Here is a 26,132-nt window from a genome sequence, read left to right as displayed (position 1 = left end):
TTTCCAGCGCCGAGAGCAATGTCGGCTCGTGCTCGATCAGCTTCTTGCGTCCACCCCCTGCTTTTCGGACGTGTCTACGAGAACCCGCCGGGTCGTCCTGGGCATGACCGCATTTTTCCGAATACAGCGTCATTCGCGATAGCCCCGTGGCTTTAGCGACGATGCTTTGTCCGCCGTAACCGAGCGCCTCGCTTCCGCCAACGCCCACACACGACGCCCCCGCTCATCCAAAACCGTGGACACGCGCTCGAACTTCTTACGGATCGTTTCAACTAGCTCGTCATTACTCATGACGAGATCGTCGCCTACTCGTATAAGTTGTACAAGTTATTTCTGGACAGATACTAATTCTCGTGCTGCTGCTGATCAGGTCACTCTTTCCGATGCCGGCAAGGCGGCATCGCAGGCGGATGCACTGGCAAACAGCGCCGACGAGACCGAGAACGATCCGCGTCTGCTGTTGATGAGAGCACTCGTTCGCATGTTGACCGGAGAAGACGTGCGCATCTTTGATGCTGCCGAGCTGCATGCGCCGGCGGCTTCGGTGTCTGCGCCAGCGACTGACCTGCCAGCCGAGGTGGCACCTGCCGCCCAGGCTGGAGGCGCTGCTGCTGCGCAGCCTCCGGCCGGTTACGGCGTCGAATATGACTACCACGCATCCCACAGCGAATTCGAGCAGACCTCGTTCGCCGCCAACGGGGTGATCAAGACCACGGATGGCAAGGAAATTCGCTTCGACCTGCAACTGGAGATGTCGCGCAGTTACCACGAGGAAAGCGATGTCAGCCTGCGCCTTGGCGACGCGACGCGCCAGAAGAAGGATCCGCTGGTGCTCAATTTTGCGGGTACCGCCGCCCAACTCGGCGACCAGCGCTTCAAGTTCGATCTCGACGCCGACGGGACCGCCGAGAGCATCAACCGTCTCGCCTCCGGCAGCGGTTTCCTGACCCTGGATCGCAACCACGACGGGCGGATCAACAATGGCGGCGAACTTTTCGGGACCAGAAGTGGCGACGGTTTTGCCGACCTCGCCACACTCGACGGCGATGGCAACGGCTGGATCGACGAAAACGACGCAGCCTTTGCCCAACTCGGCGTCTGGACCCCCGATGCCAATGGCGGCGGCAAGGTGCAGAGCCTCAAGGAAGCCAATGTCGGCGCACTCAGCCTGGCCCGCGTCGCCACCCCCTACGATCTACGCGACGGCAGCAACCAAACCCTTGGGCAGATCCGCAGCAGCGGCGTCTTCCTGCAGGAAAGTGGCGGTGTCGGCAGCATTCAGCAGGTGGACCTCAGCGTCTGACCGTTCTTGCCGATTACCACCGCAATGCACTTCGCGAGCCGGATCCACTTCGATCAGCGGCTGCCAGGGAGGCTCCTTGGTGACCTGCCGATCGGCTACATCGGCAATACTTCGGCATCCCGGTTGACACACTGGTCTTCCCTGACGCCGGCCGGATCGACTACCGCCTGAAGGTCTGCCGATGGCAAGCGGAGCTGCGGTTCCGCCGGCCCGCTTTCGGCATGGTCTTCGTCGAGGAAGTTCCTGATGGCCTGCGCCAGTCGCTGCCGGTGCAAGGACAACGAGGCCTCGACCTGACGACGGGCTGCTGCGCGATCACCCACGGCGAGAGAACACAGCGCTCGTTCAAGCAGGCGCGCCGCTTGCGTCATCGCCTGCCGGACGAGCGAGAAATCACAGCCACAACGCGGACAGACAGCCGTTTCGGCCAGGCGCGCACGACACGCCGGGCAGCGATTCAGCGGTTCAGGCATCGAGGTAGTACAGGAGGTCGGCAAGTGCATCCATCGCCGCTTTCAGGTCGGCGTCCGATCCATTGTTTCGGTCCTTGACAGCTTCGATGCCATTCACCAGATCCTCGGCATCTTCCGTACCCGCCTTGGCCAGCAGACGCTCGGCCTTTTCGATCAGGGCGCCGGCTTCGACGCGCAGGCGCCTGCTGTCGTCGGCAGGTGAAGCCTCGGCGGTAGTAGCGGCTGGCCGCTTGTCGGCGCCTTCCTGCTCGCCAAACAAGCCGTCGATGCGTTCCCGCGCTTCCGCCAGCTTGTCGCCGGTGAAGCGGCTGATGGCATTGTCGATGGTAATCGAATGCACCAGGCCGGTTTCCTTCTCGCGCGAAGTCACCTGCAGGATGCCGTTGACATCGAGCGAAAAGGTCGTGATCAGCGGGTTACCGGCCGGCGCATCGCGCAGGCCCTCGATGGTGAATCGCCCGATCTCGATGTTGTTCAGCGCGTCCGGGTCCTCGCCCTGGTAGACGTGGATGTCGACCTTGCTCTGACCGTCGAAAATGGTGCAGAAGCCCTCGCTCCTTGAGACCGGAATCGGCGTGTTCTTGCGAATCAGTGGCACGAAGCAGAAGGGATACATTTCCCCATTGAAATAATTGAGGGCGCTGGTACCGAAGGTGTAGGGCGTTACATCGATGAGTACGGTCGGGGCCTGGCCGCCGGCGATGACGGCTGCCTGGATGGCGGCGCCCATCGCGACACAGAGATCGGGGTCGACTTCGGCGCGCGGCTGCATCCCGAGTTCCTGCTCGAGGCGGCGCTGGACGAGCGGTGTCCGTGTCGCTCCACCGACGAGCAGGATTTCATTGATGTCGGCGACCGTCAATCCGGCACCACTCAAGGCGATATGCACGGCATCGAGGGTCTCGGCGATATATGGTTCGATCATCTCCTCGTATTCGTTGCGCGAGACTTCGACCGACAGGTGGATCGGCACCCCGTCCTTCTCGAGCAGGAACTCTTCCGAGAGCGTGGCGTAAGGTTCGCTGGAAAGGACGATCTTGGCCGCTTCAGCGGCGTGCTGCAGGCGAGCCATGGCCAGTGGATGCTGTCCGACATCGATGTCGTGCCGTTCGCGCAAATGATCGATCGCGAAGGTGATCAGTTTCTGGTCGAAGTCGTCGCCGCCGAGATGATTGTTGCCGTGACTGGCCAGCACTTCGACGACATCGCTCTCCAGGTTGACCACCGAGACATCGAAGGTGCCACCGCCGAGGTCATAGACCAGAGCCTTGCGCGCGCCGCTGTGGCAGCTTTCATACGCCAGCGCCGCTGCTGTCGGCTCGTTGATGATGCGTACCACCTCCAGACCGGCGATTTCGCCGGCTTCGCGCGTCGCCTGGCGTTGCGCATCGGAGAAATAGGCGGGCACGGTAATCACCGCCTTGCCCACGGGCTCACCAAGGTGCGCCTCGGCGATGTCCCGCAGTCGGCGCAGGATCATCGCCGAGATTTCCTGCGGGCTGTAATCCTTGCCGGCCATCTGTACCGAGGTGAACTCACCCATCCGACGCTTGATCGAACGTACGCTGCGCTCGGGGTGCAGCGCATACTGGTTGCGCGCTGCCTCGCCGACCAGCAGGCTGCCGTCGTCGGCAACACCGACCAGCGAGGGCAGAATGCGTACACCGGGTGCCACCGGAATGACCTCGACACGTCCTTCACGGACGACGGCCACTTCTGAATTGGTCGTACCGAGATCGATACCGACAATGATTTCCGTCATGTGTTCGTTGCTTTCTTGCTGACAATGACTTCGGCGACACGCAGCAACTCGCCGTTGTGGAGAAACCCGCGCTTGACCTCGCGCAGGATGGTGCCATCCGGGATGCTTGACGAACCGCCGGCAGCTTCAACGCCGACCACACGCATTCGTTGCGGATCGAGGATCTCGCCGAGCACCGGCAGTGGCCGCACCCGATGGCTGGCGAGCAGGTCGTCGAGGCGCTGCAGGGTGAGCCGCTGGCCCTCCGCCAGGCTTGCCGCGAAACGCGCCGGCCCGGGAACCAGACGTGCCAGGAACGACGACGGCGGCCTTGCGGCGGCGTCGACGCCGCTTTGCAGGCGATCGCGCAGATCCAGCAGGGCAAGCAGAAACTGCCGCTCGGTCTGTCCCTGGATCGATGCCGCCTGCTCGCGCGCCCGTTCGAGATCACGCTGCAGGCGTTCGCTGTGTTGACGCAGGTCGTTGCCAAAAGCCCGCAACTCATCGAGAGTATTCTTGAACTGGCGCGATTGCAGTCGCAATTCGCTCTTCAGAACCGCCATCTCGCTGAGCAGGGTGGCCAGGTCGACCGAAGTCTCTGCGTCGCCGGCCGCCTCGTCATCCGGCCGCCCCCACGCCTCGCGATGCCTGGCGGCCCGCTCGAGACCGTTGCGGAAATCGTCTACCAGACGCTCTCTTTCCTCGGGGTCGAGGACGATCACCGGCGAGTTCATTTCGCCCCCAATAACCGCAGCAGCCGCCGTTCGGTCGGTGGCTGCGGGGCAAAATCGCTGCTGACGGCGCTCAACAGATCATCGATGCTCGGCAGCGAATGGTCGAACAGCGTGTGCGCCAGCCGCCGACGATGGTTGCAGATCGCCTCATAGGCCGTGCGCACGCTCTCGAAGCGCTCGCGGTCACGTTCCGGGGGCGATTCGCGAATCGCTGTCAGGTAAGCGGCACGAATCGTCTCGTCAGCCGCCGTCAGGTCGACGCCAAGAACGCGGTAGGGGTCAATCATCGAACAGCCCTTTCTGACGATCGTCCTGAACGGGCTGCTTTGGCGCGGGCGGGTGAGGCTTCGGCTTCGGCAGTCCGCCCGACGGGGAAGCGATGAAAGAAGTCAGATCGATGTCCGCAAGGCTTTCGACCAGCAGTTCGATCAGCATTTCGGCCAGCTTTTTCCGGTTGCCGCCGGCAGCGCGCTCGAGCGGACGAAACTTGCTGTCGGGGAGGACCTCGCGGGCCATGCGGATCACTTCGTTGTGTCCACCCATCGACATAAAAAGATCGAACACATCCCGTGGATTCGCAGGCAATTCGTTTACTGAATCGCCGAAGTCATCGTCGTCGTCGAAGTCGTCCGAATCATCGCCACTGAAATAGCCTGGCGGCCCCATCAGATCGCGGATTCGCAGCACCGTCCGTTGATCGCCGTCCTCCAGGGCCTTCTTCAGCGCATCTTCCAGGGCCTGTCGCTCGCGCTCCGACATCGCGAAAAACGCTGCTTTGCCGTGTTTGGCAAAGGTCGCCAGATAGACAAAAAGCGGCCGCTCGGGCCAGCGCCGCAAACCGGCATCCGCGTAGGCCTGCAGAAGCACCAGTTCTTCCCGGCTCAACAGCGTCTCGCAGATCGAGATTCGTTCGGATTCACTGAAATCGCCAGCAGCAGCGCGTTTCAGCGGCGCCCGCAGGGTGTCGAGGACGGTCCGCAGTGCCTTCGACTCGTTTCCGCCCAGGGCGTTGATGGCGTGCATGACGGTCAGCACTTCTCGAGGCACGGGCATTCCCGACAGGTCAGGCGCCGCCCGGCGCAGTTCTCCCGCTGGCTGGCTGCCGACCCGGATACTTTCGAGCAGGACGTGCCAGGCAGCGAGCAGTTTGCCTCCCAGTTCGCCGACGGCTTCCCGCAACAGCACGGTCGCTCGCGCATCGGTGGCGCTCAGCCCACGCAACAGCTTGCTGACGCTGCGTTCGTCTGCGGTAGCGAGCCACTCGTCGGCGAGGTCGAGTTCCTTGCCGGCCGCTTCCGGTCGGTGCAGCCGAATCTGTTTGCGGGCATGCGACAGGTGCGCTCGACCGATCAGCGCCCGCACCTTCGAATTGATCGGATCGAGATCGAGCAGGCGTTTGGCGAGCGTCACCGCTTTCTTGAAGGCATTGCCGGCCAGCGCCGTTTCGACGGCTTCGAGCAACACTGCCGGATCGTTGGCAAAGCGCGCGAGAGCCGTTTCGACAGACGCACGCGCCGCCTTCAGGTCCTGTCCCTGGCGGTGCAGGCGGATCAGCTTCAGATGCGTGGCGCGGTCGTCCGGGTCGAGTTCCAGGCTGCGTTCGAGCCAGGTGGTGCACTCGTCATCATAGTCCGAAGCGTCCTCATCGCCGACGATCAGATCAAAGAGATGGCGAAGGATCAAGGCCGCCTGCAGCGGCGCTTCCTCCGTCGAAAACAGGCGGACAGCGCGCAACCAGTGCGATTCGCTGTGATTGGTTGCGCCCCGGCATTCGGCGGCGAGAGCCAGGATGCACTCGCTCTCTGCTTCGCCCAGCGGACCGAAAGCATTCCGGTACTCCGCCAGACGTTTGTCCGCATAAGGCAGCAGACGGCGACAAAGCCTGGCTGCCGTTTCCGGCAGGCCGCGGCTGCGGCGCAGCAGGAGGTCGACCACCCTGGTCGGCGTCGGTGGTACGCCAGTCCTGGCCAGTTCGGCAACTTCGAGCAGCAGCGAGCGCCGGTTCTCCGGGCAACCCTTGATTTCCAGCAGCAAGTGCCGGCCCTCTTCGTCGAGATCGAGCAGAGCCAAAAGCCAGCGTTTGCCCGGCAGGACGCCGGCACGAACGACGGCTGCCAGATTCTCGAAGGGGCCGTCGACGGTAACGCGGGCGATCAGGCCGGCCGCCTGGGCAGCGTCGTTGCCGACCAGTAGCAGTGCCTTGAGGATGAAGCGCAGATCACGATACGGAGAGCGAAAGGGAATGCCGCGCAATTGCTCGTCCAGGTCGGCCAGATCAGCCCGGCAGCAGGCGGCAATGGCCGCCTGTGCTGCCGCGCGATGACGGCGCAGCGGACTTTCGGCGGCGAGCTGAGCGAGGACGCTCTCATGTGCGGTCAGCGCCACCGCCGCCAGACGGGTTTCCAGGTCGGCGTCGACGGTTCCCGCAGCATCGCCTGTCGGCGTCAGCAGGCGCAGTGCCGTGTCATGCGCGCCGGTACGCAGCAACCAGTCGAGGTAGGGGCCCTCGGCCAGCGATTTGCCGCACAGACTGGCGCGGTTGCGCCAGACCACCAGCGCCTCCTGCAGCATGCCCTTGCTCGCCAGCTCCTTGGCCCGACCGGCATAGCTTGCCGCCAAGCCTTCAAGCCATTCGGATCGACGCTCTTGCTTGAGCAGGTTCTTGTAGAGTTCGACCGCCTCACGATAGCGGCCCGCGTCGAGAACCTGCCTGGCGTGTGTTTCGGGTAATACGGGAGTGCTCGCTGGCGTGGGACGCGACAATGGTGGTCTATGCTTGCGCGACATGAAGGAGAAATTTACCCGAAAGAAAATCAAACCTTGATTCTACACGAAATACTTCGCACCCTGTCGGTACGCATTCGCATTGCGGGACTTGATTTCTGAATCTCCGCCACTATCCTGATATGGAGACATCCAAGGGCGAAGCAGGATGCTTGGGGAAGATTGCTCGCTGCAAGAATGCTGGGTTTGCAGGGGGCAGCCTGTGAGGTGCGCAGATCTTGCGATGTTGAAGGTCGTTTTTTTCGTCGTTTGTCTCACAGATTGCCGGGTAGACCAGCCGATAAGCGTGCTGTTCGTTCCCGTCGGCGAGCGATGGGGCAGTGTTCATAAAGGAGATTGTCATGACCGAGAAGGAAAACAAATCGGAAGCGAAAGAAGAGAAGGGCGGAAAGGCTGTGGCAGTTCAGCGTGGCGCTCTCGCTCCTTTCAAGAGTTTCGAAGATCGCTTTGAGCAGATGGAACGTTTCATGGATCGCATGATGGGAGGTCTTTTCCCAAGCCGCTGGATGCGATCCTTCGAACGCGAATGGCCTGAATTGGCTGAGCTTCGAGCGCCGGCGGTCGATCTGATCGATCGCGCCAATGAAATTCTGGTGCGTGCGGAATTGCCGGGCGTCAAGAAGGAGGACATTTCAATCTCGCTCACCGCGGATTCGATCACCATCCAGGCCCAGAGCAAGAAGGAGGCCGCGGAAGAAAAAAGGCGATTACAAGCGACGCGAGATCAGTTCGAGCGCTTTCTCCCGCTCGATATGGTTGCCCGCCGAAGTCGATTCAGATGCGGCCAAAGCGGCTTTCAAGGACGGCGTCCTCGAAGTCACGCTTCCCAAGACCGCTGGCGCCAAAGGGAAAAATGTTCCGATCGACTAACGGAACAGGGAGCACAGGCGATTAAGGTCGGCGTCCCGCAAACCGATGCATTCAGTTTGCGGGACGCACTTTCGTAGCAGCGAGCGGCGGATTAATCTACTCGATCGATTTCGTTGTTGGGCTTGTTCGCTTGCTTCATAAACCCGATCCGTCTCAAGGGCGGTGCGCCACATGCTGCGAAACGACCCGCCAAGTGTCGAGCATTGTTACACTTGTAACGCACTCAAGCAGACATTGCTTTTTGGACGCTGTAGTACCGGCAGGTGACGCGGAGCTCAAGACTGAATTTCCATGAAGGGAATGAGATGCAAACGAATATGGCCCTGCCCACGCTGATCAAACAATTGGCCTTCGCTGCGGCGGCCGCCATGGCCTTGGGCGCAGCGACACCCGCGCATGCGCTAATCATCAATCTGACCTCGACGGGTAACGCGAATGCGGACTTGGGCTTCCGGGCGGCGGCGAACTACTGGCAGAGCGTGTTCATCGACCCGATCACGGTGAACATCACCGCCGGCTTTGCTCCGCTTGGCTCGAGCACCCTGGGACGAGCCGCTTCGTCTGACATATTTACGAACTTCTTGGCCGTGAAAACGGCACTCGGCGCCGATTCGACCAGCGCGGACGACGCCACCATGGTCCTCGGGCTGCCGGGGGGGTCCAGCTATGGCAAGTACATCAATGGCACGACGACCAACGCCAACGCGCACCTGCATTCGGGCGTTACAGACATGCAACTCACGACCGCGAATGCGAAGGCGATCGGGCTCTTGGCCGCCAACGCCACGGCCGAGGATGCGCAAATTACCTTCAGTAGCAATTTTTCCTTCGACTTCGACCAGACCGACGGGATTGGCACGGGTCTGTTTGACTTCGTCGGCATCGCCATCCACGAGCTTGGCCACGCCATGGGCTTTGTCAGCGGCGTCGACCTGCTCGACGCCAAGGACAACTTCAACAAGTTCAGCGACACCGCTTTCGACCGATTGGCGACCCTGCTCGACTTTACCCGTTGCTCTGCCGCGAGCCAGGCCGCTGGTGCGGACATGGACTGGACCGCCGACAAGCGCGCGAAGGACTTCGCGATCGACGGTAACTGCACCGCCCTGGTCAGCAACGCCTGGTCGACTGGGGTGAACCAAGGCGACGGCCGGCAGGCGAGCCACTGGAAGGACGGTTTTGGCATTGGCATCATGGATCCTACGGCGGTGCCGACAGGCCAACTGAACGTGGTCACCGCACGCGACATCCAGTCCCTCGACGTGATCGGCTGGACCCGCGTGCGCGTGCCGGAACCAGGTACCTTGCTGCTGCTTGTCCCGGCCTTGCTGGGGATGAGCACCATGCGGCGCCGCTGGAAGGCTGTTAGTATGAAAGTCGCGAGCGACTCTCGAATCTCCCCTCTCCACTTGCGGGAGAGCATACAAGGGGTCGGGGGGGTGAGATGGGGAATTCGCAGAGCATGCTCTGCGCCCATCGAACGATTCCGGCGTGCAAGCCGGAATGCGCCCTGCAAGGGGGGGAAACGGTCATGACTTTCATCATCGGGGGTATCTTGCAAAGTCATGGCCGTATGAAGCATGCCTGGCCGGTTGATACCGGTTCAGATTCAAGCGGCAGCAGTGGCTGATGGCGGCTCTTCTTGGACACAGCGCACCGAACGCCCGCCAGCGTTGAATGATCAGAGGCGCTCAGTGTTTGTGTTCGCTGGCTGGCGGCGTGCTTGCAGTCAGGTCGCGTACTTCGGCCTTGACTTCGACGACTTCGATTTTCTTGTCCGGGCCTTCGACCTGCAGCGCCAGCGGTACCGTATCCCCCTTCTTGAGCGGCTGTTTCAGGTTGATGAGCATGACGTGGTAGCCGCCGGGTCCGAGCTGCACTGGTTTGCCGGCCGGTAGCTCAAGGCGCGGGATGGCACGCATTTTCATGACGCCGCCGTCCATCTTCATTTCGTGGATTTCGGTGTTGCCGGCTGCCGGGCTGGCAGCACCGACCAGCACCGCCCCTGACTTGCTGGTGATGGCCATGAAGGCACCGGTCGCCTGCTGGCCGCTGACCGTTCCACGAACCCAGGGATCCTTGATCTCGACATCGGCAGCGAGCGCTGCCAGCGGCGAGCAGTTGAGCAGCATCGCCAGCGTCACGACGGTGGGTGTGGTTTTCATGCCGGATTCCTTGATCGTTGAGGGAAGACGATTATAAATTCGTACCTGTGCATCTCGCTGCGACAAGATGCCGCAGTTGACCGGGTCACCTGCGAGAGGCGGCGTCAGGGTTTGATGCTCCACCGGCCTTGCGCATCCTCGATCCACCAGCCGGAGTGGAACTGCTCCTTCCAGCGCTTGATCTGCGCCGCGCGGGCAGCGGGCTCGTAAGCCTGGCCGCCGTGCCCTTCGGCGATGGCGTAGATCAGCGAATTGCGGTCCGGGTTCTCGTTGTCGATGAGTTTCTCGGCGATCTGCCGTTGCGTCAGCGTCAGGCGGCTGCCATCACGCATCTTGACCATGCCATCGTAAGCCAGCCCGATGATTCCGGCATCGTAGAAGCGGACCAGCCGTGATGCGCGCTGTGCGAGACTGTGCTTGACGATGACCACCGGCGGGGTGCCGATGTCGAGGTTGATCGCTTCGCCGGGAGTTGCGGCAGCAGCCTGAAAGGAAAACAAGGCGAGGAGCAGGAGAAAGAGTTGCATGTCATGTTTCCTGAAAGATCATTTGCCGGCCAGCAACAGCTTCAGATCGGCAGCGATGTTGGCGGGCGTTTCGCCGTGGCTGACGAGAAGCCGCAGCCTTCCCTGGGGATCAAAGACATAGCTGCCCGTGGAGTGGTCGATGCTGTAGCTGCCGGGGGTGCTGCCTGCATGCCGGGAGTAGAAGACCTTGAAATCCCTGGCGACTGCCGCGGTGGCCGTCTCGTCGCCACGCAGGCCAATGAAACTCGGATGAAACGCGCGGGCGTATTCGGCCAATACCTGCGCCGTGTCACGCGCCGGATCGAGGGTGACGAAGATCACCTGGACGCGGCCGGCGTCGTCGCCGAGACGGCCCAGCACCTCGCGCATCGATGAAAGCGTCGTCGGGCAGACGTCAGGGCACTGCGTGTAACCAAAGAAGACGATGAGCGCCTTGCCCTGGAAATCGACAAGACGACGTGTCTGACCCTGCGGGTCGGTCAAGGTGAAGCCCTTGCCCCAGTCGGCACCGGAAATGTCGGTCGATTTGAAGTTCGGCGGTTGCGAGCAGCCAGAAAACAGCAGGGTGATGCAGAGGATCAGGGTCGAGAATGTTTTCATGGTGGTTGGTGGTGGCGAGCAGCCTTGATGCAGGTTGATCATTGTCGCTCATTCCGGGCTCGCTGCGGCAGACAGGCAAGATTTTCCGGGGGATTCCATTCCTTTCGGTCCCCAAGAAATGCGGGCGCTGGCGCGGACTGCTGCATAATCCCTGGTTTTGGAGGCAAGAGACATGCAGCAGGCTGACTGGTATTTCGATTTCATCTCGCCCTACGCCTATCTCGGGCTGATCCGACTCGGTGAACTGCCACCGGATCTGGAGATTGCCTACCGGCCGGTGCTCTTCGCCGGTTTGCTGAATCACTGGGAGCAGAAGGGACCCGCCGAGATCCCGCCCAAACGCTCGTGGACCTATCGCTCCTGTACCTGGTGGGCGGCCCGGCTTGGCATTCCGTTTTGCTTTCCGGCCGCGCATCCCTTCAATTCGCTTCCCTACCTGCGCTTGGCGATTGCTGCCGGAGGCACCGCACACGCCGTGCGCAAGATTTTCGATGCCTTGTGGACCACTGGCGCCGATCCTTCAGACGCGCGGCAGATTGCTGCACTGGCGCGTTCGCTGGAAATCGATCCGGAAGAACTGTCGCGGCAGGAAATCAAGGATGCCCTGAAGATGGGAACCGAACACGCCATTGGGCGCGGCGTCTTTGGCGTACCCACTCTGGATGTCGGTGGCGAACTGTTCTGGGGTGCCGACTCCACGGATTTCGTGAAGGCCTTTCTTGCCGACCCCAGCATCCTGAGCACCGCCGAGATGCAGCGCCTGGCGGCGCTGCCGGTCAGTGCTTCGCGCATACCGCTCTGATTCATCGAGGAGCTACCATGGCCTCCTGGGGCTGCCCCCACGAAATCGACGGCAAGTGCGCCAGGCTCAACGGCCTGGTCTGCGACCCCGGAATGAAAGGCTGTGTACTCGCCGGACGCTACTTCTTTCTGAGCAGCGACGACAAGAACCAGCGTTTGCGGGAGAAGCAGGAACGTGTGGGGAAGGAGGAGGGCGGCGAGCCTCCGGACTGAGCTGTCCGAAGCCTGCCCTCCGGGGGTCAGTCGATCCGGCAGGCTTCCTCGAAACTCAGACGCGGGCCGCGCGGATGCACGGCGGCGGGGTCACCGATGCCGAGGTTGCAGAGGAAATTGGCCTGGTAGCGCCCGTCCGGAAAGAACGCGGCATTGAGCTTGCCGGCATCGAAACCGGACATCGGGCCGCAATCCAGACCCAGCGAACGCGCGGCGAGAATCAGGTAGGCGCCCTGCAGCGTACCGTTGCGGAAAGCGGTGCTGGCGGCGAGTTCGGCATTGCGCTCGAACATCGGCTTGGCGTCGTATGCCGGGAACATCGTCGGCAGATGCTCGTAAAAACGGCTGTCGGTGGCGATGATCACCGTCGCCGGTGCCGCCAGGGTCTTGTCGAGGTTGCCGGGAGAAAGCGCCGGCGCGAGCCTGGCCTTGCCTTCCGGGCTGGTGACGAAAACCAGCCGTGCCGGCTGGCAGTTCATCGAGGTCGGTCCCCACTTCATCAGGTCGTACAGGCGGCGCAGGGTCGCTTCCGGGATCGGATCGGGCGCGAACGCATTGTGCGTGCGTGCGTGGACGAATAGTTGGTCGAGGGCTTCGGCGGTCAGGGTTGGCATTGCGTTTCCTCCGGGGATCGAGAACTGCTCATTGTGTCGAGAGGCTACCCTTGTGCGGGGTTGGGTTCCACTCTGGATCAGCCTACTGCTTCAGCGCTTCGACAGCGATGCTGAGGGTGACGTCGTCGCCGACATTGGGCACGTACTTGCCGGCGTTGAACTCGGAGCGCTTGATCCTGGCGCTGGCGTTGGCGCCGAGCGCGTCCTTCTTGAGGATCGGGTGGGGCATCGTCTGGAAGGAACTCAGCGTCAGCGTCACGGGCCTGGTGATGCCCTTGATGGTGAGCTTTCCTTCGACGGCCACGGGCTTGTCGCCGTCGAATCTGACGGCAGTGGACTGGTAGGTGATGGTCGGATATCTGGCGGTGTCGAAGAAGTCTTCACCCTGGAGATGCTCGTTGAACAGCGCATAACCGGTATCGACCGAGCGGGCATCGATGGCGATGTCTACCGAGCCGGTTCTGGCGGCACGGTCGAAGACGATGGTGCCGGAAGTCTTGTTGAAGCGCTGGATCTGGTTCGAGTAACCGAAATGGTTGTATTCGAAACGCGGGTAGGTGTGATTCGGGTCGACCAGATAGGTTTCCGGGGCGGCGAATGCCGGCGCGGCGAAGAGGCTGGCGAGGGCGACGAGGCTGATCTGTTTTTTTCATGGGATGACTCCTGCAGGTGGTGGACTTACTTACGAACCGCTGCCGGGGCAGCAACGATGTGAAACTTGATCTGGACTTCGTTGGCGACGGTGCTGACGTCGGACCAGACGCCGTCGCCTACCGCGAAATCGAGGCGTTTTAGGATGAAGGCACCGTCGAAGACGCCGTTGCCGCCGTCCTGGCGAAAAGTGAAGGGTGCGGTGAGGTCCTGGCTCTTGCCCTTGATGGTCAGCTTGCCGGCGAGTTCGTACTTGTCGCCGCCGAGCGGGCGGACCGCAGAGGAAACGAAAGTGGCGGTGGGAAACACTTTCACATGCAACCAGGGTTTGCCGACGACCTCGTCGTCAGCGTCTTTCGAACCGGCGTCGATGCTCGCCAGATCGAGATCCAGTCTGGCGCTGGCGGCAGTCGGCCGGGCCGGGTCGAAGGCGACGCTGACGGCGAACTTCCTGAAGCGGCCATCGATGGGAACGCCCATCTGTTTCGACACGAAGGTCAGCGTACTTTTGTCGGCCTGAAACTGACCATATTCGGCAGCGCCGGCGCTACCGGCGACGGCCACGGCCAGCGTGCCGAGGAGGATGCGAAAGGGAGTCATGAGTTGTCCATTCAAGGTCTTCAACGATTTCTGGTGAGGAAGGGCAGCATCCGCGCGAGCACCTCGTCGCGGTCGAGCAGATGATGTTTGAGAGCGGCAGCGATGTGTGCGACAACCAGTCCGGCGAGGGTGAAGTTGAGGCTGCTGTGCACCAGTTCCAGCAGTTCGCCGAGTTCCTTGTTCTTCTGCAGCAGGTCGGGCAGGGGAATGATCCCGAAATAGACGGTCTGGAAGCCCTTGGCCGAACTCATCAGCCAGCCGGAAAGTGGAATGGCGATCATCAGCAGGTAGAGCAGGTGGTGCAGTCCCTGCGCGGCGGTTTTCTGCCAGCCCGGCATGGCTGCCGGCAAGTCTGGTGGCCGGTGGCCGATACGCCAGGCAAGGCGCAGCAGGACCAGCAGGAAAGCGCTGACGCCGGCCCATTTGTGCCAGGAGTAGAGCTTCAGCTTCTGCGGCGACACCGGCAGGTCGCTCATGTAGAGGCCGAGGCTGAAGAGAGCGATCAGCAGCAGGGCCATCAGCCAGTGCAGGGCAATGGCGGTGTGGGTGTAGCGGGTCTCGGGCATGGCATTCTCCTTATTGGGGGCGGACAATCATTGGCCAGAACGCATAGCTGTCCATCGCCAGGACGACCGAAGCGATGCCCTGGTAGAGGCGCTCGGGCCGGTAGTCGGCGCCGGCGGCGCCGAGGGCGACGTAGAGCGGCAGAAGGTGCTCTTCGGTCGGATGCGCGCGGACGGCGTTGGGAGCGCGCTGACGGTAGGCAAGCAGTGCTTCTTCGTCGCCGGCAGCGAGGCGCTGCCAGATCCAGTTGGCAAACTCGGCCACGTAGGTCGGTGTTCCCGTAGCCTCAGCAAACGACTTGCGGAAATCGCCGAGGTTGTGCGTGATGTTGCCCGAAGCGATCAGCAGCACCCCATCGGCGAGCAGCGGAGCGAGGGCGCGCCCGACCCGCCAATGATGTTCGGGACCGAGGCCGCTCTGCAGCGAAAGCGGGACGATGGGAATGTCGGCTTGTGGGTACATCAGCAGCAGCGGTGTCCACGCGCCGTGGTCGAGGCCACGGTTCTCATCCACCTCGACGTCGAGGCCGTCCTCGCCGAGCAGCTTGCGGACCTGTTCGGCGACACCCGGATGCGACTGCGCCGGGTAGCGGAGATGGTACAGCTGCGGCGGAAAACCGTGGAAGTCATGGATGGTTTCGAGTTCTGGTGCCGTGCCGATGGTCGGCCGCGGCGTCTGCCAATGCGCGCTGACGACGACGATCGCGCGCGGCTTGGGCAGGTTCGCGGCGGCCGCACCAGCGCGGCGCCTGCCGGCCCTGGCTGCAGCGCCATGGTCGCGCGCCGTGGGCAAGGAACAGGGCGGGAAGGGGAAGGGGTGGCGCATGGGCATCGTATTTCGTGCTGATCAGTGATTGCTGAAGAGTTCCTGCGCCAGGCAGGCGAGGGGGCGCGGCGGATGCCCGACGAGCAGGGCAAAGTCATTGCTGATGCGGTCGAACTTGCCCGCCGCCACCGCCGCATACATGCTTGCCAGTGCGTCGGCAAACCAGGGCGGCAAGCCCTGCGCTACGAGTGCCTGCGCGTAGGCGTCCGTGCTGACCGGCTGGTAGCGTACGGGTTTGCCGGTGGCCCTGGCGACCGCGGCGGCCAGCTCGTGGTAGTCGTGCGTTGCCTGGCCGGTCAATTCATACACGCTTCTCGCCAATGCCGGTGCCAGCGCAGCGGCGGCCGTGGCTTCCGCGAGTTCGCTACGGCTGACGAAACTGGCGCGGCCGCTTCCTGCCGGCAGCTCGAAGACACCGTTGATGAACGCGGCGGCCACGTTCATTGGCAGAAGATCGGCATACAGCGGGTTGCGCAGCGCAGTGAATTGAACACCACTGGCGGCAAGCTCGGCCTCGGTCGTCCGATGAACCGCGGCGAACTCGGCCGGCGAGTCGGCGGCCACATCGATGAAACTGGTGTAGAGGATGTGCCTGACGCCGGCGGCGCGGGCCGCATCGATGGCATTGCGGTGCCGGCGGATGCGGAGATCACTGGGACCGTCGGTGGAGACCAGGATCAATTTGTCGACGCCGGCGAATGCGCTGACCAGCGTTGCCGGCTGGTCGAAGTCGCCGTGACGGACCTCGATGCCCCGTTGGCCGAGGTCTGCCGCCCTTCCCGGATCGCGCACGCTGATGGCGATGTCGGTGGCGCCGCCTTTCCGGGCGAGCAGTTGATCGACAATGCGGCGACCGAGTTGGCCGGTGGCACCGGTGACGAGGAGCATGTGTTTTTCCAGAACGGTTGCGATGGGCGAACTGTAGTGCAGTCATTGAGAACGAAATAGGGGACAATCTGCAATTGTTTGTTGCGATGTTGGCAACAAAATAACACCGTGTGGAGAGACCATGGACCGATTCGACAGCATGCGAATTTTTCTGCGGGTTGCCGAGATCGGCAGTTTTGCCGCAGTCGCGCGGCAGATGGATGTCGCCCGCTCGGTGATCACGCGCCAGGTGGCGGCTCTGGAAGCCCACCTCGGGGTGAAGTTGATCGCCCGCAGCACCCGCAGCCTGACCCTGACCTCGGCCGGCAGCGCTTATCTGGAGTCTTGCCGGGAAATCCTCAACCTCGTCGAAGCCGCCGAGAGCGGTCTGGCCGACGAACGCCAGGAACCGCGCGGCCTGATTCGCCTCAGCGTGCCGCTGAGTTTCGGTCTGCGTCACCTGTCACCGCTGTTGATGGATTTCAGCGTCACCTACCCCGAGGTGATCACCGAAATCGACTTCACCGACCGCCGCGTCAAGCTGGTCGAGGAAGGACTGGATCTCGCGATCCGCATCACCCAGCGCCTCGAACCGCTCGATGTCGCCCGGCGGATCGGCAGCAGCCATCTGGTAGTGGTTGCCTCGCCAGAGTACCTGCGTCGCCACGGTGAACCCAGGCATCCTCGCGAACTGGCGGAGCGTGAGTGCCTGATCTACCTGCCTGCCCAGCAAGAAGGCTGGCCGTTTCTGGTAGACGGCGTGACGGAAGTCTTTCCGGTACGCGGCCGCATGCGCGCCAACAACGGCGATGCCCTGCTCGAGGCAGCGATTCGTGGTCTCGGCATCACCGCGCAGCCCAGCTTTCTGACCGCCGCAGTCATCGAGGCCGGTTGGGTGCAAGCGATTCTGCGCGACTACCCGATGCCCGAGCTTGGCATCTACGCCCTGCTCGCCGGCAATCGGTACGTGCCACAGCGGGTACGGGTGCTGATCGACTACCTGGCCGAGCGGATTGGTGTCCGACCTTATTGGGAAAGCGCTTAATGTGAAAGCTTTGAGCCTTGCCAAACATTCCGTTCACTCACTGAACAAGTCCGCAATCGCCACTGGATTGGAAGGGAAATAGAAGTGGACGTAGGAGGCGGTCAGACGGCCCAGGCGGTAGATCGCCTCGCCTGTCCGACCATCGGGCGTTTGCGCATGACACAGCGGCAGCAGGGGCGTTTCGCTCTTCGAGTAATGAAAGGTATGGCCCTGTAGCCGGCCCTCGGGCAGATCGGCGGACTGCATGCCGAGCGCCGTCAGGCGCTTCTGCATCACTGCTCGACCCGGCAGCAGGCCGGCAAAGTCGTGACTGGCGCCAGCCTTGTCGCTCACCGTCTCGAACAGGCTCATCATGCCGCCACATTCGGCGAGCACGGGCTGACCGGCTTCGACATGGGCTCGCAAGGCGCTCCATAATGCGCCGTTCCTTGACAAGGCCGGTGCGTGCAGCTCGGGGTAACCTCCCGGCAACCAGACCGCGTCGCAGGCAGGCAGCGGGTCGCCTGCCAGCGGCGAGAAAAAATGCAGCTCAGCACCGAGTTGCCGCAGCGTTTCAAGGTTGGCCGGATATATGAAACCGTAAGCAGTGTCGCAAGCCACGCCGATGCAGCGGCCGGCGAGCAGTGGCGGTACGACCGGCGCCGCTGCAATGGCGAAGCTGACCCTGGGCGGCAGGTCGACGGCTGTGGTTGCCGCCAGGGCATCGGCGAGACGATCCAGGCGTGCGTCCAGATCGCTCACTTCCGCCGCCTGCAGCAGACCCAGATGACGTTCGGGCAGCGAATCGTCACTGCGCGGCAGGGCGCCGAACCAGGCCATGCCGGGCGGCAGGCTGTCCTTCAGCAGCTCGGCATGACGCGCGCTGCCGACCCGGTTGGCCAGGACGCCGGCAAATGGCAGGCCAGGCCGGTAGCTGGCCAGGCCGTGGGCCATCGCACCGAAGGTCTGGGCCATCGCCCGCGCATCGATCAGGGCCATCACCGGGATGCCGAAGAGGAGGGCGATGTCGGCCGCCGAGGGCTGCCCGTCAAACAGACCCATCACGCCCTCGATGAGGATCAGGTCGGAATCCGCCGCAGCGCGTGCCAGTCGCCAGCGGACATCGGCTTCACCGCACATGCCGAGGTCGAGGTTCTGGCAGGGCCGCCCGCTGGCCACCGCATGGATTTGCGGATCGAGAAAATCCGGTCCACACTTGAAGACCGTCACCCGCCTTCCCTGGCGGGCATGCAGGCGGGCCAGCGCGGCGACCATGGTGGTCTTGCCCTGTCCGGAGGCCGCTGCGGCGACGAGCAGGGCAGGGCAGTCTGGCCGATCGGTGCTGCTGGCCATCACCACTCGAGTCCCGGCATGGCCTTGACTCCAGCCTGAAAGGCGTGCTTTTCCATAGCGATGTCGCTCACCGTATCGGCCGCATCGCGCAGCGCCTGCGGTGCCGCCCGACCGGTGACGATGACGTGTTGTTCGGCCGGGCGGCAGCGCAGCACGGCCAGGACGGCTGCGACATCGAGCCAGCCGTATTTGAAGGCGTAAGTCATTTCGTCGAGGACGACGAGCCCGACGCCGGGATCGCGGAGGTGTTCGCAAGCGACCTTCCAGGCGAGCCAGGCGGCCGCAGCATCGCGCTCCTTGTCCTGGGTTTCCCAGGTAAAACCTGCCCCGCCTACATGCCAGGCGACACCCGGCTGGGTCCGGAAAAAGGCTTCTTCACCGCCATCGGAACGTCCTTTCACAAACTGCACGACCGCGACCCGCATGCCGTGTCCCAGGGCGCGCGCGACGACGCCAAAGGCGGCGGTCGACTTGCCCTTGCCGTTGCCGGTATTGACTACCAGCACACCGCGCTCGACCTGCGCCGCGGCGATCTTCCGGTCAACGACTTCCTTCTTCTTTTGCATTCGTTCTGCATGGGTAATCATGAAATATTCCCGACTGGTGGTCCTCAGCACCGCACATATCCGGCGTGCCAGCCGGAATGCGCCCTGCAAGGGAGGGAAACGGTCATGGCTTTCATGATCGGGAGTGCCTGGAAAAGTCATGACCGTTAGAATTATAATGGACAGCCAGCTTGTGCCCGCTTGTTCCTGGCGGCAACAAGCGCAAACCGACGCCTTTGACCGGCACCCCTTGATGACCAAACCCTGATGGCACACCTCGAACTGGCAGGCATCGTTCAACGTTATGGATCGCATACTGTCGTCAATGGCGTGGACTTTTGCGTCGAAACCGGCAGCATTGCCTGCCTGCTGGGACCCTCGGGCTGCGGCAAGACGACGCTGCTGCGCTGTATCGCCGGTTTTGAGGACATCGCCGCCGGCGAGATTCGTGTGCAGGGCCGCAGCGTCAGCAGTCCCGGTCGCAGCCTGCCACCGGAGCAGCGGCATATCGGCATGGTTTTTCAGGACTACGCGTTGTTCCCGCACCTGACGGTTGCGGCCAACGTCGCTTTCGGCCTGGCTGGCCTTGACAGCAGTCAGCGCCAGATCCGGGTGAGTGAATTGCTGGCCACCGTCGGACTGAGTGCTCAGGGCAACCATTATCCGCATGAACTCTCGGGCGGCCAGCAACAGCGTGTCGCACTGGCGCGCGCGCTGGCTCCGCGTCCGCAACTGATCCTGCTCGACGAACCCTTCTCGAATCTCGACGTCGATCTGCGCGAGCGCCTGTCGCTGGAAGTGCGCGAGATCCTCAAGAGCCAGAACATCACGGCCGTGCTGGTGACCCATGATCAGCATGAAGCCTTCGCCATGGCCGACGAGATCGGCGTCATGGCCGAAGGCACCATCCAGCAATGGGACACACCGTACCGCTTGTACCATCAGCCAGCGAACCGTTTTGTCGCCGACTTCGTTGGCCAGGGTGTTTTCCTGCCCGGTAAGGTGATTGACGACCGCAGGGTAGAAGTCGAGCTGGGCATGCTCCAGTCCCGTCTGCCACTCGAATGCAGCCAGGGATGCGATGCCTGTGGTCAGGGCTGCGGCGTCGAAGTGCTGCTGCGTCCGGACGACATCATCCACGACGACCAGGGCGAGCTGCAGGCGGAAATCCGGCACAAGGCTTTTCGCGGGGCCGAGATTCTCTACACCTTGCGCCTGGACAGCGGTATCGAAGTGCTCTCGCTGGTACCGTCGCACCACAATCACGCCATTGGCGAAAAAATCGGCATCCGCCTCGACGTCGACCACGTCGTCGCCTTCAAGACCGCAACCCGGGCTTCCCGGGCGAAGGTGCAGCCCATCCCGTTCCATCGATGATTCCCTGGATAGAGAGCACACACCCTTTTCCGCCACTGGAACTGGCGTTGGCCGAACCCAACGGGCTGCTCTGTGCCGGTGCCGACCTGTCTGCGCAGCGCCTGCTCGATGCGTATCAGCGGGGCATCTTTCCCTGGTACTCGCAGGGCGAGCCCATCCTGTGGTGGAGTCCGGACCCGCGCATGGTGCTCTTTCCGGGCGAATTCCGAATCTCGCGTTCGCTGCGCCGCAGCTTGCGCTCGGGTCGCTTCGAAGTGAAGCTGGACAACGATTTTCCGGCGGTGATCCGCGCTTGCGCGGAGGCGCCGCGTGCCGGTCAGAACGGCACCTGGATCACCAGTGAAATGCAGCGCGCCTACTGGCAGCTCTTCCAGCTCGGTATCGCCCATTCGGTGGAAACCTGGCTGGCAGGAAAACTCGTTGGTGGTCTGTACGGCCTGGCCATTGGCCGCATGTTCTACGGAGAGTCCATGTTCGCGCGCGTCTCCGATGCCTCCAAGGTCGCCGCCGCACATCTTGCCCGTTTCCTTGAAGAAGAGGGCTTCGGCATGGTGGATTGCCAGATGAACACTGCGCATCTTGCCTCTCTCGGCGCGCGCGAGATTCCGCGAGCCGTTTTCATGGCCCGCTTGCGGGCGCTGGTGGCCCAGGCCTGGCAACCTGGCCGATGGCCGGCCGCTGGTGCCAGCCAAGCCTGGACTTGAGACTTGTCCCGGCTCAACGATTCCGAGTTGCCCTTTTCGCTGCTGCAGTTCTATGCCACGGCGCCCTACACCTGTAGCTACCTGCCGGACGAACGAGCGCGTTCGCAGGTCGCGACCCCGAGTCATCTGATCAACACCGAGGTCTATGGCGAACTCGTTCGCAGCGGTTTTCGGCGCAGCGGGGTGTTCACCTACCGGCCGAAGTGCGACGAGTGCCACGCCTGCATTCCGGTGCGACTGCCGGTCGATCGCTTCGCGGCGAACCGCAGCCAGCTCCGCAGTATCCGCAGGCACACCGGCTTGCAGGCGCGCGAGCTGCCACTCGGTTTTCTTGACGAACATTATCAGCTCTATCTGCGCTATCAAGCGGCGAGGCACGCTGGCGGTGGCATGGATCAGGACAGCCACGAACAATACACGCATTTCCTGTTGCAGAGCCGCGTCGATACCCGGCTGATCGAGTTCACCGACGCGGGTGTGCTGCGTATGGTGAGTATCCTCGATGTCCTCAACGACGGTCTGTCGTCGGTGTACACCTTCTACGATCCGGATCTGCGGCCGGCCGCTCTCGGCACCTACAACATCGTCTGGCAGATCGCGCAGTGTGTCGCCAATGGTCTGCCGTATCTCTACCTCGGCTACTGGATTCGCGACAGCCGGAAGATGGCCTACAAGGCAAACTTCAAACCGGTCGAAGGGCTGTTCGAAGGGCAGTGGATCGATCTGCAGGAGCGAATGGCCGAACCATCCCCGCTTGCGGCGGCACGGAAAATCCATGCCGAATAAGTAATTGAGGCGGACGACAAAGGATATCGAAATGAATTTCTCGGATGTGCTCAAGGCAATGAATCAGGCTTCCGCATTCGAGTTGTTCCGGATGCGCGCGGCGATCAACCGTGTTCTCGACCAGCCGCAATGGGCCGAGGCGATTCGCTCCCGGCTGCGCGTCGGGCAACTCATCGAATACTTCGATAGCCAGGGCAATACGTCCTGCAAGGCGAAAATCATCGAATTGAACCGCAAGCGGGCGCTGGTGCTTGAGCTGGCAACGGGCAAGTACTGGCTGCTCGACTATGCCGCGATCAACATCGATGGCGCAGACGTACAGATTCGTGAGCAGCCGCAGCGCGGCCTCGGCCACAACGAGGTGGCCGTTGGCGAGATCGTCGGGTATCTTGACCGCAACCAGCAGCAACGCAGCGGCAGGGTCATCCGGCTCAACGACAAGACGGTAACGCTCCAGGTGGGGCGGCAGCAGTGGCGGGTGGCTTACGCTTACCTGCATCGGGTCGTCGATTCGCAGGCCATCGACGGTGAGGTGCTTGAAGATACAATGCCAAAGCTTCCGACGCAGAGCTGACCGCTTGCCAGATCCAGCCGACGCATGTCGGGCAGTTCGATAAGGTCGCGATCATGGCAGGCGATGACCGCCGTGGTCCGCGCCGCGCAGAAGCCGCGCAGCAGGTCGATGGTTTGCCGCCGCGATTCGGCATCGAGATTGGCCGTCGGTTCGTCGAGCAGCAGCACCTTGGGCTTCAATACCCAGGCGCGTGCCAGAGCCACGCGCTGCCTTTCTCCTCCGGAAAGCTTCTGCGGCGGCGTCGCCAGCAGATGCGTCAGGCGTGCCCAGGCGATCGCTGCCGCGACCAGCCGCTGCCGCTGGTTCGCTTCGACACCTCTGACGCGCAGTCCGTAAGCGATGTTGTCGGCGACACTGGTATGGAAAAGGTAGGGCTGCTGATGCACGTAGATCACCTCCCGGCGCAGCCAGTCGGGATAGGGCTGCCAGTTGAAGCACCGATCCTGATAGTGCCCAAGTCCACTGTCCGGCACTTCGATGCCGGCCAGGATACGCAGCAGGGTGGACTTGCCACTGCCGTTCTCACCGGTCAGGACATAGCTCTCGCCGGTCTGCAGGGTCAGCGTATCGATCGAGAACAGGCGTCGCGCCGCGAAGGATTTGGTCAGCGTAGTCACGCCGAGCAGGCTCATCGTCGTGATTCTCCCTGAAAAAAGGCAAAAGCCGAATTGATTCCCAGCGCAACGACCAGAAGGACGATGCCGAGGGCAATGCCCTGCGCGAACTCGCCCTTGCTGGTTTCGAGCGCGATCGCCGTCGGGATGTTGCGCGTCACGCCGGCGATGTTGCCGCCCACCATCAGCGAGCATCCGATCTCCGAGACGACCCGGCCGAAAGCGTTGCAGACCGCCGCCATCAGCGCGAAGCGCACTTCGACGAGCATCGTCCAGGCGATGCGCGGAGCCGATGCGCCGAGCGCGACGGCGGTCTCGCGGGCACGCGGATCGGCGCCCTGGATCGCCGCGAGCGAGAAGGCGATCAGCACCGGCAGGGCGATCAGCACCTGGCCAATGACCATCGCGGTCTGGGTGAACAGCAATTGGAGCGGCCCCAGAACCCCCTGGCGCGAAAGCAGCAGGTAGAGGATCAGACCGACGACCACCGTTGGCGACGCCAGCAGCCCCTGCGTCACGACGATCAGCGGTCGCCGCCCTGGAAACTCCAGCGTCGCCAGCAGATAGCCGATGCCAATCCCCAGGGGCATGGCCATCAGCATCGCGCGCAGCGTCACCGACAGCGAAACGCCGACGATCTGCCACAGCTCGGGATCGCCGGAAAACAGCAGGCGCAGCGCTGCTTCGCTGGCATCGAAAAGTCCCAGAGTCCTTACCTCGCCGGCGTGACGAAGAACAGCTGCTCGCCGTTCGGCCGGAAGGAACGGATCGCCGAGCGCCCGGCGGGACTGCTCAGCCATTCGATCAGCGCCATTGCACCGGCAAAATTGATCTCCGGGTACTTTTTCGGATTGACGGCGATGATGCCATACGGATTGAACATGCGCGGGTCACCCTGGACGAGGATTGCGAGGCCGGTGCGGGTCTTGTAACTGGCGAAGGTGGCCCGATCGGTCAGTGTGTAGGCCTGCATCTCGCCAGCCATGGTCAGTACCTCGCCCATCCCGAGCCCGGCCGAGACATACCACGGCGCTCCCCTGGTGACAATGCCGAGCTGTTGCCAGTAGCTTCTTTCCATCCGTTCGGTTCCCGAATCGTCACCACGGGAAACGAAGCGCGCCTGTCTGGCAGCGATCTGGCGAAAGGCATCGAGTACCTCCCTGCCACCGCGCAGTGCGGCCGGGTCGCTGCCGGGACCGACGACGACGAAATCGTTGTACATCACATCGCGTCGATTGACGCCGTGTCCGGCAGCGACGAAAGCCTCTTCGGCCTGGCGGTCATGCACCAGCACGACATCGACGTCACCGTTCTCGGCCAGCTTGAGCGCCTTGCCGGTGCCGACCGAGATGACCTGCACCCTGACGCCCTGCTGCAACTCGAACTGCGGCAGGATGGCGCGCAGCAGACCCGAGTTGTCGGTGCTGGTGGTCGTTGCCAGACGCAGGTCGCGGGCCGCCAGGTTCGTGGAGAAGAAACCGAGCAGCAGAACCATGGCTGTCGCCAGGCGACAACAGCCGAAGAAAACGCGGGCCATGCCTGATCTCCTGTAGGAATTCATCCATAATCGGCAAGCGCGAGTATGTCACGAACGGTGCCATCTGCCACCGGGCAATAGGGCCGAACACGCGCGGCATGCTGCGATGCGGTAAAATGCCGGCATGTTCTATCCTCTGTTACGTCGTTTTTTTCTTCGCTCTCGACCCCGAAACCGCACACCTTGTCGGGATGAGCGGCATCGATTTCCTCAACGCCACGGGCGCGCGCTGTCTGCTCGCCGCGGCAGTGCCGCCGGACCCGCTGCAGGTGATGGGGCTTGCTTTTCCCAACCCGGTCGGCCTGGCGGCGGGTCTCGACAAGAACGGCGAGCATATCGACGCACTGGCTGCCCTCGGTTTCGGTTTCATCGAGATCGGTACAGTGACCCCGCGTGCGCAGCCCGGCAATCCGAAGCCACGCCTGTTCCGCATTCCGGAGCGGCAGGCGATCATCAATCGCATGGGCTTCAACAACGATGGCGTCGAAAAGCTGCTGACCAATGTCGCCAGTTCCCGCTTCGCTCGCGCTGGTGGAATTCTCGGAATCAATATCGGCAAAAACTTCGACACCCCGATCGAGAATGCTGCCGACGATTACCTGACCTGTCTGGAGCGCGTCTATGGCGCCGCCAGTTATGTCACGGTCAACATTTCGAGTCCGAACACCAAGAACCTGCGCGAACTGCAGCAGGACACTGCGCTCGACGCGCTGCTCGGCCGGCTGAAAAGCGCCCAGTCACGGCTCGCCGACCGCCATGGCCGGTATGTGCCGCTGGCACTGAAAATTGCTCCGGACCTCGAAGATTCGCAGATCCAGGCGATTGCCGACCTGTTGCGCCAGCACCGGATGGATGGCGTCATTGCCACCAACACCACGCTCTCGCGAGCCGCTGTCGCAGGCCTGGCGAACGCCGAGCAGGCGGGCGGCCTTTCCGGTGCGCCGCTGCGAACGATGTCGAACGCAGTGGTGAAGAAACTTTCGCTCGCCCTGGCCGGTGAAGTGCCGATCATCGGCGTCGGCGGCATCCTGTGTGGTGCCGATGCGGCCGAGAAAGTCGCAGCCGGTGCCCGCCTGGTGCAGTTCTACACGGGCTTCATTTACCGCGGCCCGGAACTGGTTGCCGAAGCGGCTGCAGCGATCGCTGGGCAGCGCCGTGCCTGACAGTGCATGGCGTGGTTGGCAAAGTGGTTGAATGCACGTGCTCGCCGGGAGATAATCGCGGCGCCCCGGACCCTTTCGCTTCCTGCCCAACGGTCGTGGCTACTCAGACACCCCGGATCATGA

General features: G+C 62.8%; 30 protein-coding genes and 1 pseudogene. 11 read left to right on the top strand and 20 right to left on the bottom strand.

Going from position 1 to position 26,132, the window contains the following annotated elements:
- Window positions 1-291 (bottom strand): annotated as a pseudogene (locus tag E4Q08_RS26335) (ISAzo13 family transposase); the annotation flags it as partial.
- Between the two features lie 190 nt (window positions 292-481).
- Between E4Q08_RS26335 and E4Q08_RS04590 the strand changes: the two are divergent.
- Entirely contained in the window at window positions 482-1,303 is an 822-nt protein-coding gene (locus E4Q08_RS04590) for an SPM autocatalytic domain-containing protein (RefSeq protein WP_169069507.1), read from the top strand.
- Window positions 1,304-1,398: 95 nt separating this feature from the next.
- Here E4Q08_RS04590 and E4Q08_RS04585 read toward each other — a convergent pair whose 3' ends face one another.
- Genes E4Q08_RS04585 through E4Q08_RS04565 form a run of 5 tightly spaced genes read right to left on the bottom strand, consistent with a single transcriptional unit; the run spans window position 1,399 to window position 7,014 of the window.
- Window positions 1,399-1,776: a hypothetical protein gene (locus tag E4Q08_RS04585; protein WP_034909228.1), complete on the bottom strand. Its 378-nt coding sequence runs from the start codon at window positions 1,774-1,776 to the stop codon at window positions 1,399-1,401.
- Complete coding sequence (locus E4Q08_RS04580) at window positions 1,769-3,538, bottom strand: Hsp70 family protein (RefSeq protein WP_169069506.1); 1,770 nt, start codon at window positions 3,536-3,538, stop codon at window positions 1,769-1,771. The genes E4Q08_RS04585 and E4Q08_RS04580 overlap by 8 nt, the downstream gene beginning before the upstream one ends.
- Window positions 3,535-4,251 carry a nucleotide exchange factor GrpE gene (gene grpE, locus E4Q08_RS04575; protein ID WP_169069505.1) on the bottom strand — a complete coding sequence of 239 codons (717 nt, stop codon included), beginning with the start codon at window positions 4,249-4,251 and terminating at the stop codon, window positions 3,535-3,537. Before grpE ends, E4Q08_RS04580 begins: the two co-directional genes overlap by 4 nt.
- On the bottom strand, window positions 4,248-4,538 hold the full coding sequence (locus E4Q08_RS04570; protein WP_169069504.1) for a DnaJ domain-containing protein: 291 nt from the start codon (window positions 4,536-4,538) through the stop codon (window positions 4,248-4,250). Before E4Q08_RS04570 ends, grpE begins: the two co-directional genes overlap by 4 nt.
- Window positions 4,531-7,014: a tetratricopeptide repeat protein gene (locus E4Q08_RS04565; protein WP_169069503.1), complete on the bottom strand. Its 2,484-nt coding sequence runs from the start codon at window positions 7,012-7,014 to the stop codon at window positions 4,531-4,533. Before E4Q08_RS04565 ends, E4Q08_RS04570 begins: the two co-directional genes overlap by 8 nt.
- A gap of 362 nt (window positions 7,015-7,376) precedes the next feature.
- On the opposite strand from E4Q08_RS04565, the gene E4Q08_RS04560 reads away from it, so the two are divergent.
- A complete protein-coding gene (locus tag E4Q08_RS04560; protein ID WP_248594689.1) occupies window positions 7,377-7,982 on the top strand; it encodes an Hsp20/alpha crystallin family protein in 606 nt (201 codons plus the stop codon).
- A gap of 228 nt (window positions 7,983-8,210) precedes the next feature.
- On the top strand, window positions 8,211-9,440 hold the full coding sequence (locus E4Q08_RS04555) for an NF038122 family metalloprotease (RefSeq protein ID WP_169069502.1): 1,230 nt from the start codon (window positions 8,211-8,213) through the stop codon (window positions 9,438-9,440).
- A 156-nt stretch (window positions 9,441-9,596) separates the two neighbouring features.
- Here the strand turns inward: E4Q08_RS04555 and E4Q08_RS04550 are convergent, their stop codons facing one another.
- The 3 genes from E4Q08_RS04550 to E4Q08_RS04540 form a co-directional block, all read right to left on the bottom strand.
- Window positions 9,597-10,070: a copper chaperone PCu(A)C gene (locus tag E4Q08_RS04550; RefSeq protein ID WP_034912597.1), complete on the bottom strand. Its 474-nt coding sequence runs from the start codon at window positions 10,068-10,070 to the stop codon at window positions 9,597-9,599.
- Between the two features lie 104 nt (window positions 10,071-10,174).
- A complete protein-coding gene (locus tag E4Q08_RS04545; protein WP_169069501.1) occupies window positions 10,175-10,597 on the bottom strand; it encodes a DUF1318 domain-containing protein in 423 nt (140 codons plus the stop codon).
- Window positions 10,598-10,615: 18 nt separating this feature from the next.
- Window positions 10,616-11,197 carry an SCO family protein gene (locus tag E4Q08_RS04540; RefSeq protein WP_169069520.1) on the bottom strand — a complete coding sequence of 194 codons (582 nt, stop codon included), beginning with the start codon at window positions 11,195-11,197 and terminating at the stop codon, window positions 10,616-10,618.
- Window positions 11,198-11,369: 172 nt separating this feature from the next.
- On the opposite strand from E4Q08_RS04540, the gene E4Q08_RS04535 reads away from it, so the two are divergent.
- Entirely contained in the window at window positions 11,370-11,999 is a 630-nt protein-coding gene (locus E4Q08_RS04535; protein WP_169069500.1) for a 2-hydroxychromene-2-carboxylate isomerase, read from the top strand.
- A gap of 17 nt (window positions 12,000-12,016) precedes the next feature.
- Window positions 12,017-12,211 (top strand): hypothetical protein, encoded by a 195-nt coding sequence (locus E4Q08_RS04530; protein WP_034912592.1) that lies wholly within the window; start codon window positions 12,017-12,019, stop codon window positions 12,209-12,211.
- 26 nt (window positions 12,212-12,237) lie between these two features.
- Here E4Q08_RS04530 and E4Q08_RS04525 read toward each other — a convergent pair whose 3' ends face one another.
- From E4Q08_RS04525 to E4Q08_RS04500, 6 genes are all read right to left on the bottom strand, one after another.
- Entirely contained in the window at window positions 12,238-12,825 is a 588-nt protein-coding gene (locus E4Q08_RS04525; protein ID WP_169069499.1) for a malonic semialdehyde reductase, read from the bottom strand.
- A gap of 82 nt (window positions 12,826-12,907) precedes the next feature.
- Window positions 12,908-13,465 (bottom strand): YceI family protein, encoded by a 558-nt coding sequence (locus tag E4Q08_RS04520; protein WP_169069519.1) that lies wholly within the window; start codon window positions 13,463-13,465, stop codon window positions 12,908-12,910.
- Between the two features lie 38 nt (window positions 13,466-13,503).
- On the bottom strand, window positions 13,504-14,076 hold the full coding sequence (locus tag E4Q08_RS04515) for a YceI family protein (protein WP_169069498.1): 573 nt from the start codon (window positions 14,074-14,076) through the stop codon (window positions 13,504-13,506).
- A 20-nt stretch (window positions 14,077-14,096) separates the two neighbouring features.
- Entirely contained in the window at window positions 14,097-14,642 is a 546-nt protein-coding gene (locus tag E4Q08_RS04510; protein WP_169069497.1) for a cytochrome b, read from the bottom strand.
- A gap of 10 nt (window positions 14,643-14,652) precedes the next feature.
- The gene (locus tag E4Q08_RS04505) at window positions 14,653-15,465 is read right to left on the bottom strand and encodes a DODA-type extradiol aromatic ring-opening family dioxygenase (protein WP_248594688.1); all 813 of its coding nucleotides are present in this window, start codon (window positions 15,463-15,465) and stop codon (window positions 14,653-14,655) included.
- A 21-nt stretch (window positions 15,466-15,486) separates the two neighbouring features.
- Complete coding sequence (locus E4Q08_RS04500) at window positions 15,487-16,353, bottom strand: SDR family oxidoreductase (RefSeq protein ID WP_169069496.1); 867 nt, start codon at window positions 16,351-16,353, stop codon at window positions 15,487-15,489.
- A 121-nt stretch (window positions 16,354-16,474) separates the two neighbouring features.
- On the opposite strand from E4Q08_RS04500, the gene E4Q08_RS04495 reads away from it, so the two are divergent.
- Window positions 16,475-17,377: a LysR family transcriptional regulator gene (locus E4Q08_RS04495; RefSeq protein ID WP_034912577.1), complete on the top strand. Its 903-nt coding sequence runs from the start codon at window positions 16,475-16,477 to the stop codon at window positions 17,375-17,377.
- 33 nt (window positions 17,378-17,410) lie between these two features.
- On the opposite strand, the gene E4Q08_RS04490 is transcribed toward E4Q08_RS04495, so the two are convergent.
- Together E4Q08_RS04490 and cobO are read right to left on the bottom strand one after the other, a co-directional pair.
- On the bottom strand, window positions 17,411-18,709 hold the full coding sequence (locus E4Q08_RS04490) for a cobyrinic acid a,c-diamide synthase CobB (RefSeq protein ID WP_034912574.1): 1,299 nt from the start codon (window positions 18,707-18,709) through the stop codon (window positions 17,411-17,413).
- Window positions 18,709-19,296 (bottom strand): cob(I)yrinic acid a,c-diamide adenosyltransferase, encoded by a 588-nt coding sequence (gene cobO / locus E4Q08_RS04485; RefSeq protein WP_034912565.1) that lies wholly within the window; start codon window positions 19,294-19,296, stop codon window positions 18,709-18,711. Before cobO ends, E4Q08_RS04490 begins: the two co-directional genes overlap by 1 nt.
- Window positions 19,297-19,521: 225 nt before the next feature.
- Between cobO and E4Q08_RS04480 the strand changes: the two genes are divergently transcribed.
- From E4Q08_RS04480 to E4Q08_RS04465, 4 genes are read left to right on the top strand one after another with little or no spacing between them, the layout of a single operon-like run.
- On the top strand, window positions 19,522-20,631 hold the full coding sequence (locus E4Q08_RS04480; protein ID WP_169069495.1) for an ABC transporter ATP-binding protein: 1,110 nt from the start codon (window positions 19,522-19,524) through the stop codon (window positions 20,629-20,631).
- Window positions 20,628-21,335: a leucyl/phenylalanyl-tRNA--protein transferase gene (aat, locus tag E4Q08_RS04475; RefSeq protein ID WP_034912559.1), complete on the top strand. Its 708-nt coding sequence runs from the start codon at window positions 20,628-20,630 to the stop codon at window positions 21,333-21,335. Before E4Q08_RS04480 ends, aat begins: the two co-directional genes overlap by 4 nt.
- A gap of 3 nt (window positions 21,336-21,338) precedes the next feature.
- Entirely contained in the window at window positions 21,339-22,121 is a 783-nt protein-coding gene (locus E4Q08_RS04470; protein WP_034912557.1) for an arginyltransferase, read from the top strand.
- Between the two features lie 31 nt (window positions 22,122-22,152).
- A complete protein-coding gene (locus E4Q08_RS04465) occupies window positions 22,153-22,695 on the top strand; it encodes a hypothetical protein (protein ID WP_169069494.1) in 543 nt (180 codons plus the stop codon).
- Here E4Q08_RS04465 and E4Q08_RS04460 read toward each other — a convergent pair.
- The 3 genes from E4Q08_RS04460 to E4Q08_RS04450 are packed head-to-tail and all read right to left on the bottom strand — an operon-like array spanning window position 22,611 to window position 24,846.
- On the bottom strand, window positions 22,611-23,327 hold the full coding sequence (locus tag E4Q08_RS04460) for an energy-coupling factor ABC transporter ATP-binding protein (RefSeq protein WP_169069493.1): 717 nt from the start codon (window positions 23,325-23,327) through the stop codon (window positions 22,611-22,613). The genes E4Q08_RS04465 and E4Q08_RS04460 overlap by 85 nt on opposite strands.
- Window positions 23,324-24,016: an ABC transporter permease gene (locus E4Q08_RS04455; RefSeq protein ID WP_034912602.1), complete on the bottom strand. Its 693-nt coding sequence runs from the start codon at window positions 24,014-24,016 to the stop codon at window positions 23,324-23,326. The genes E4Q08_RS04460 and E4Q08_RS04455 overlap by 4 nt, the downstream gene beginning before the upstream one ends.
- Before the next feature lie 5 nt (window positions 24,017-24,021).
- The gene (locus tag E4Q08_RS04450) at window positions 24,022-24,846 is read right to left on the bottom strand and encodes an ABC transporter substrate-binding protein (protein ID WP_211203304.1); all 825 of its coding nucleotides are present in this window, start codon (window positions 24,844-24,846) and stop codon (window positions 24,022-24,024) included.
- Between the two features lie 116 nt (window positions 24,847-24,962).
- Here E4Q08_RS04450 and E4Q08_RS04445 point away from each other — a divergent pair, with 116 nt between their 5' ends.
- Window positions 24,963-26,009 (top strand): quinone-dependent dihydroorotate dehydrogenase, encoded by a 1,047-nt coding sequence (locus tag E4Q08_RS04445; protein WP_169069492.1) that lies wholly within the window; start codon window positions 24,963-24,965, stop codon window positions 26,007-26,009.
- Window positions 26,010-26,132: the final 123 nt, after the last annotated feature.

It is taken from the genome of Candidatus Accumulibacter contiguus, from assembly GCF_012940005.1.
Taxonomy (GTDB): Bacteria; Pseudomonadota; Gammaproteobacteria; order Burkholderiales; family Rhodocyclaceae; genus Accumulibacter; species Accumulibacter contiguus.
Note: the sequence above shows the minus strand (reverse complement) of the source record. Positions and strands in the feature narration are given on the sequence as shown.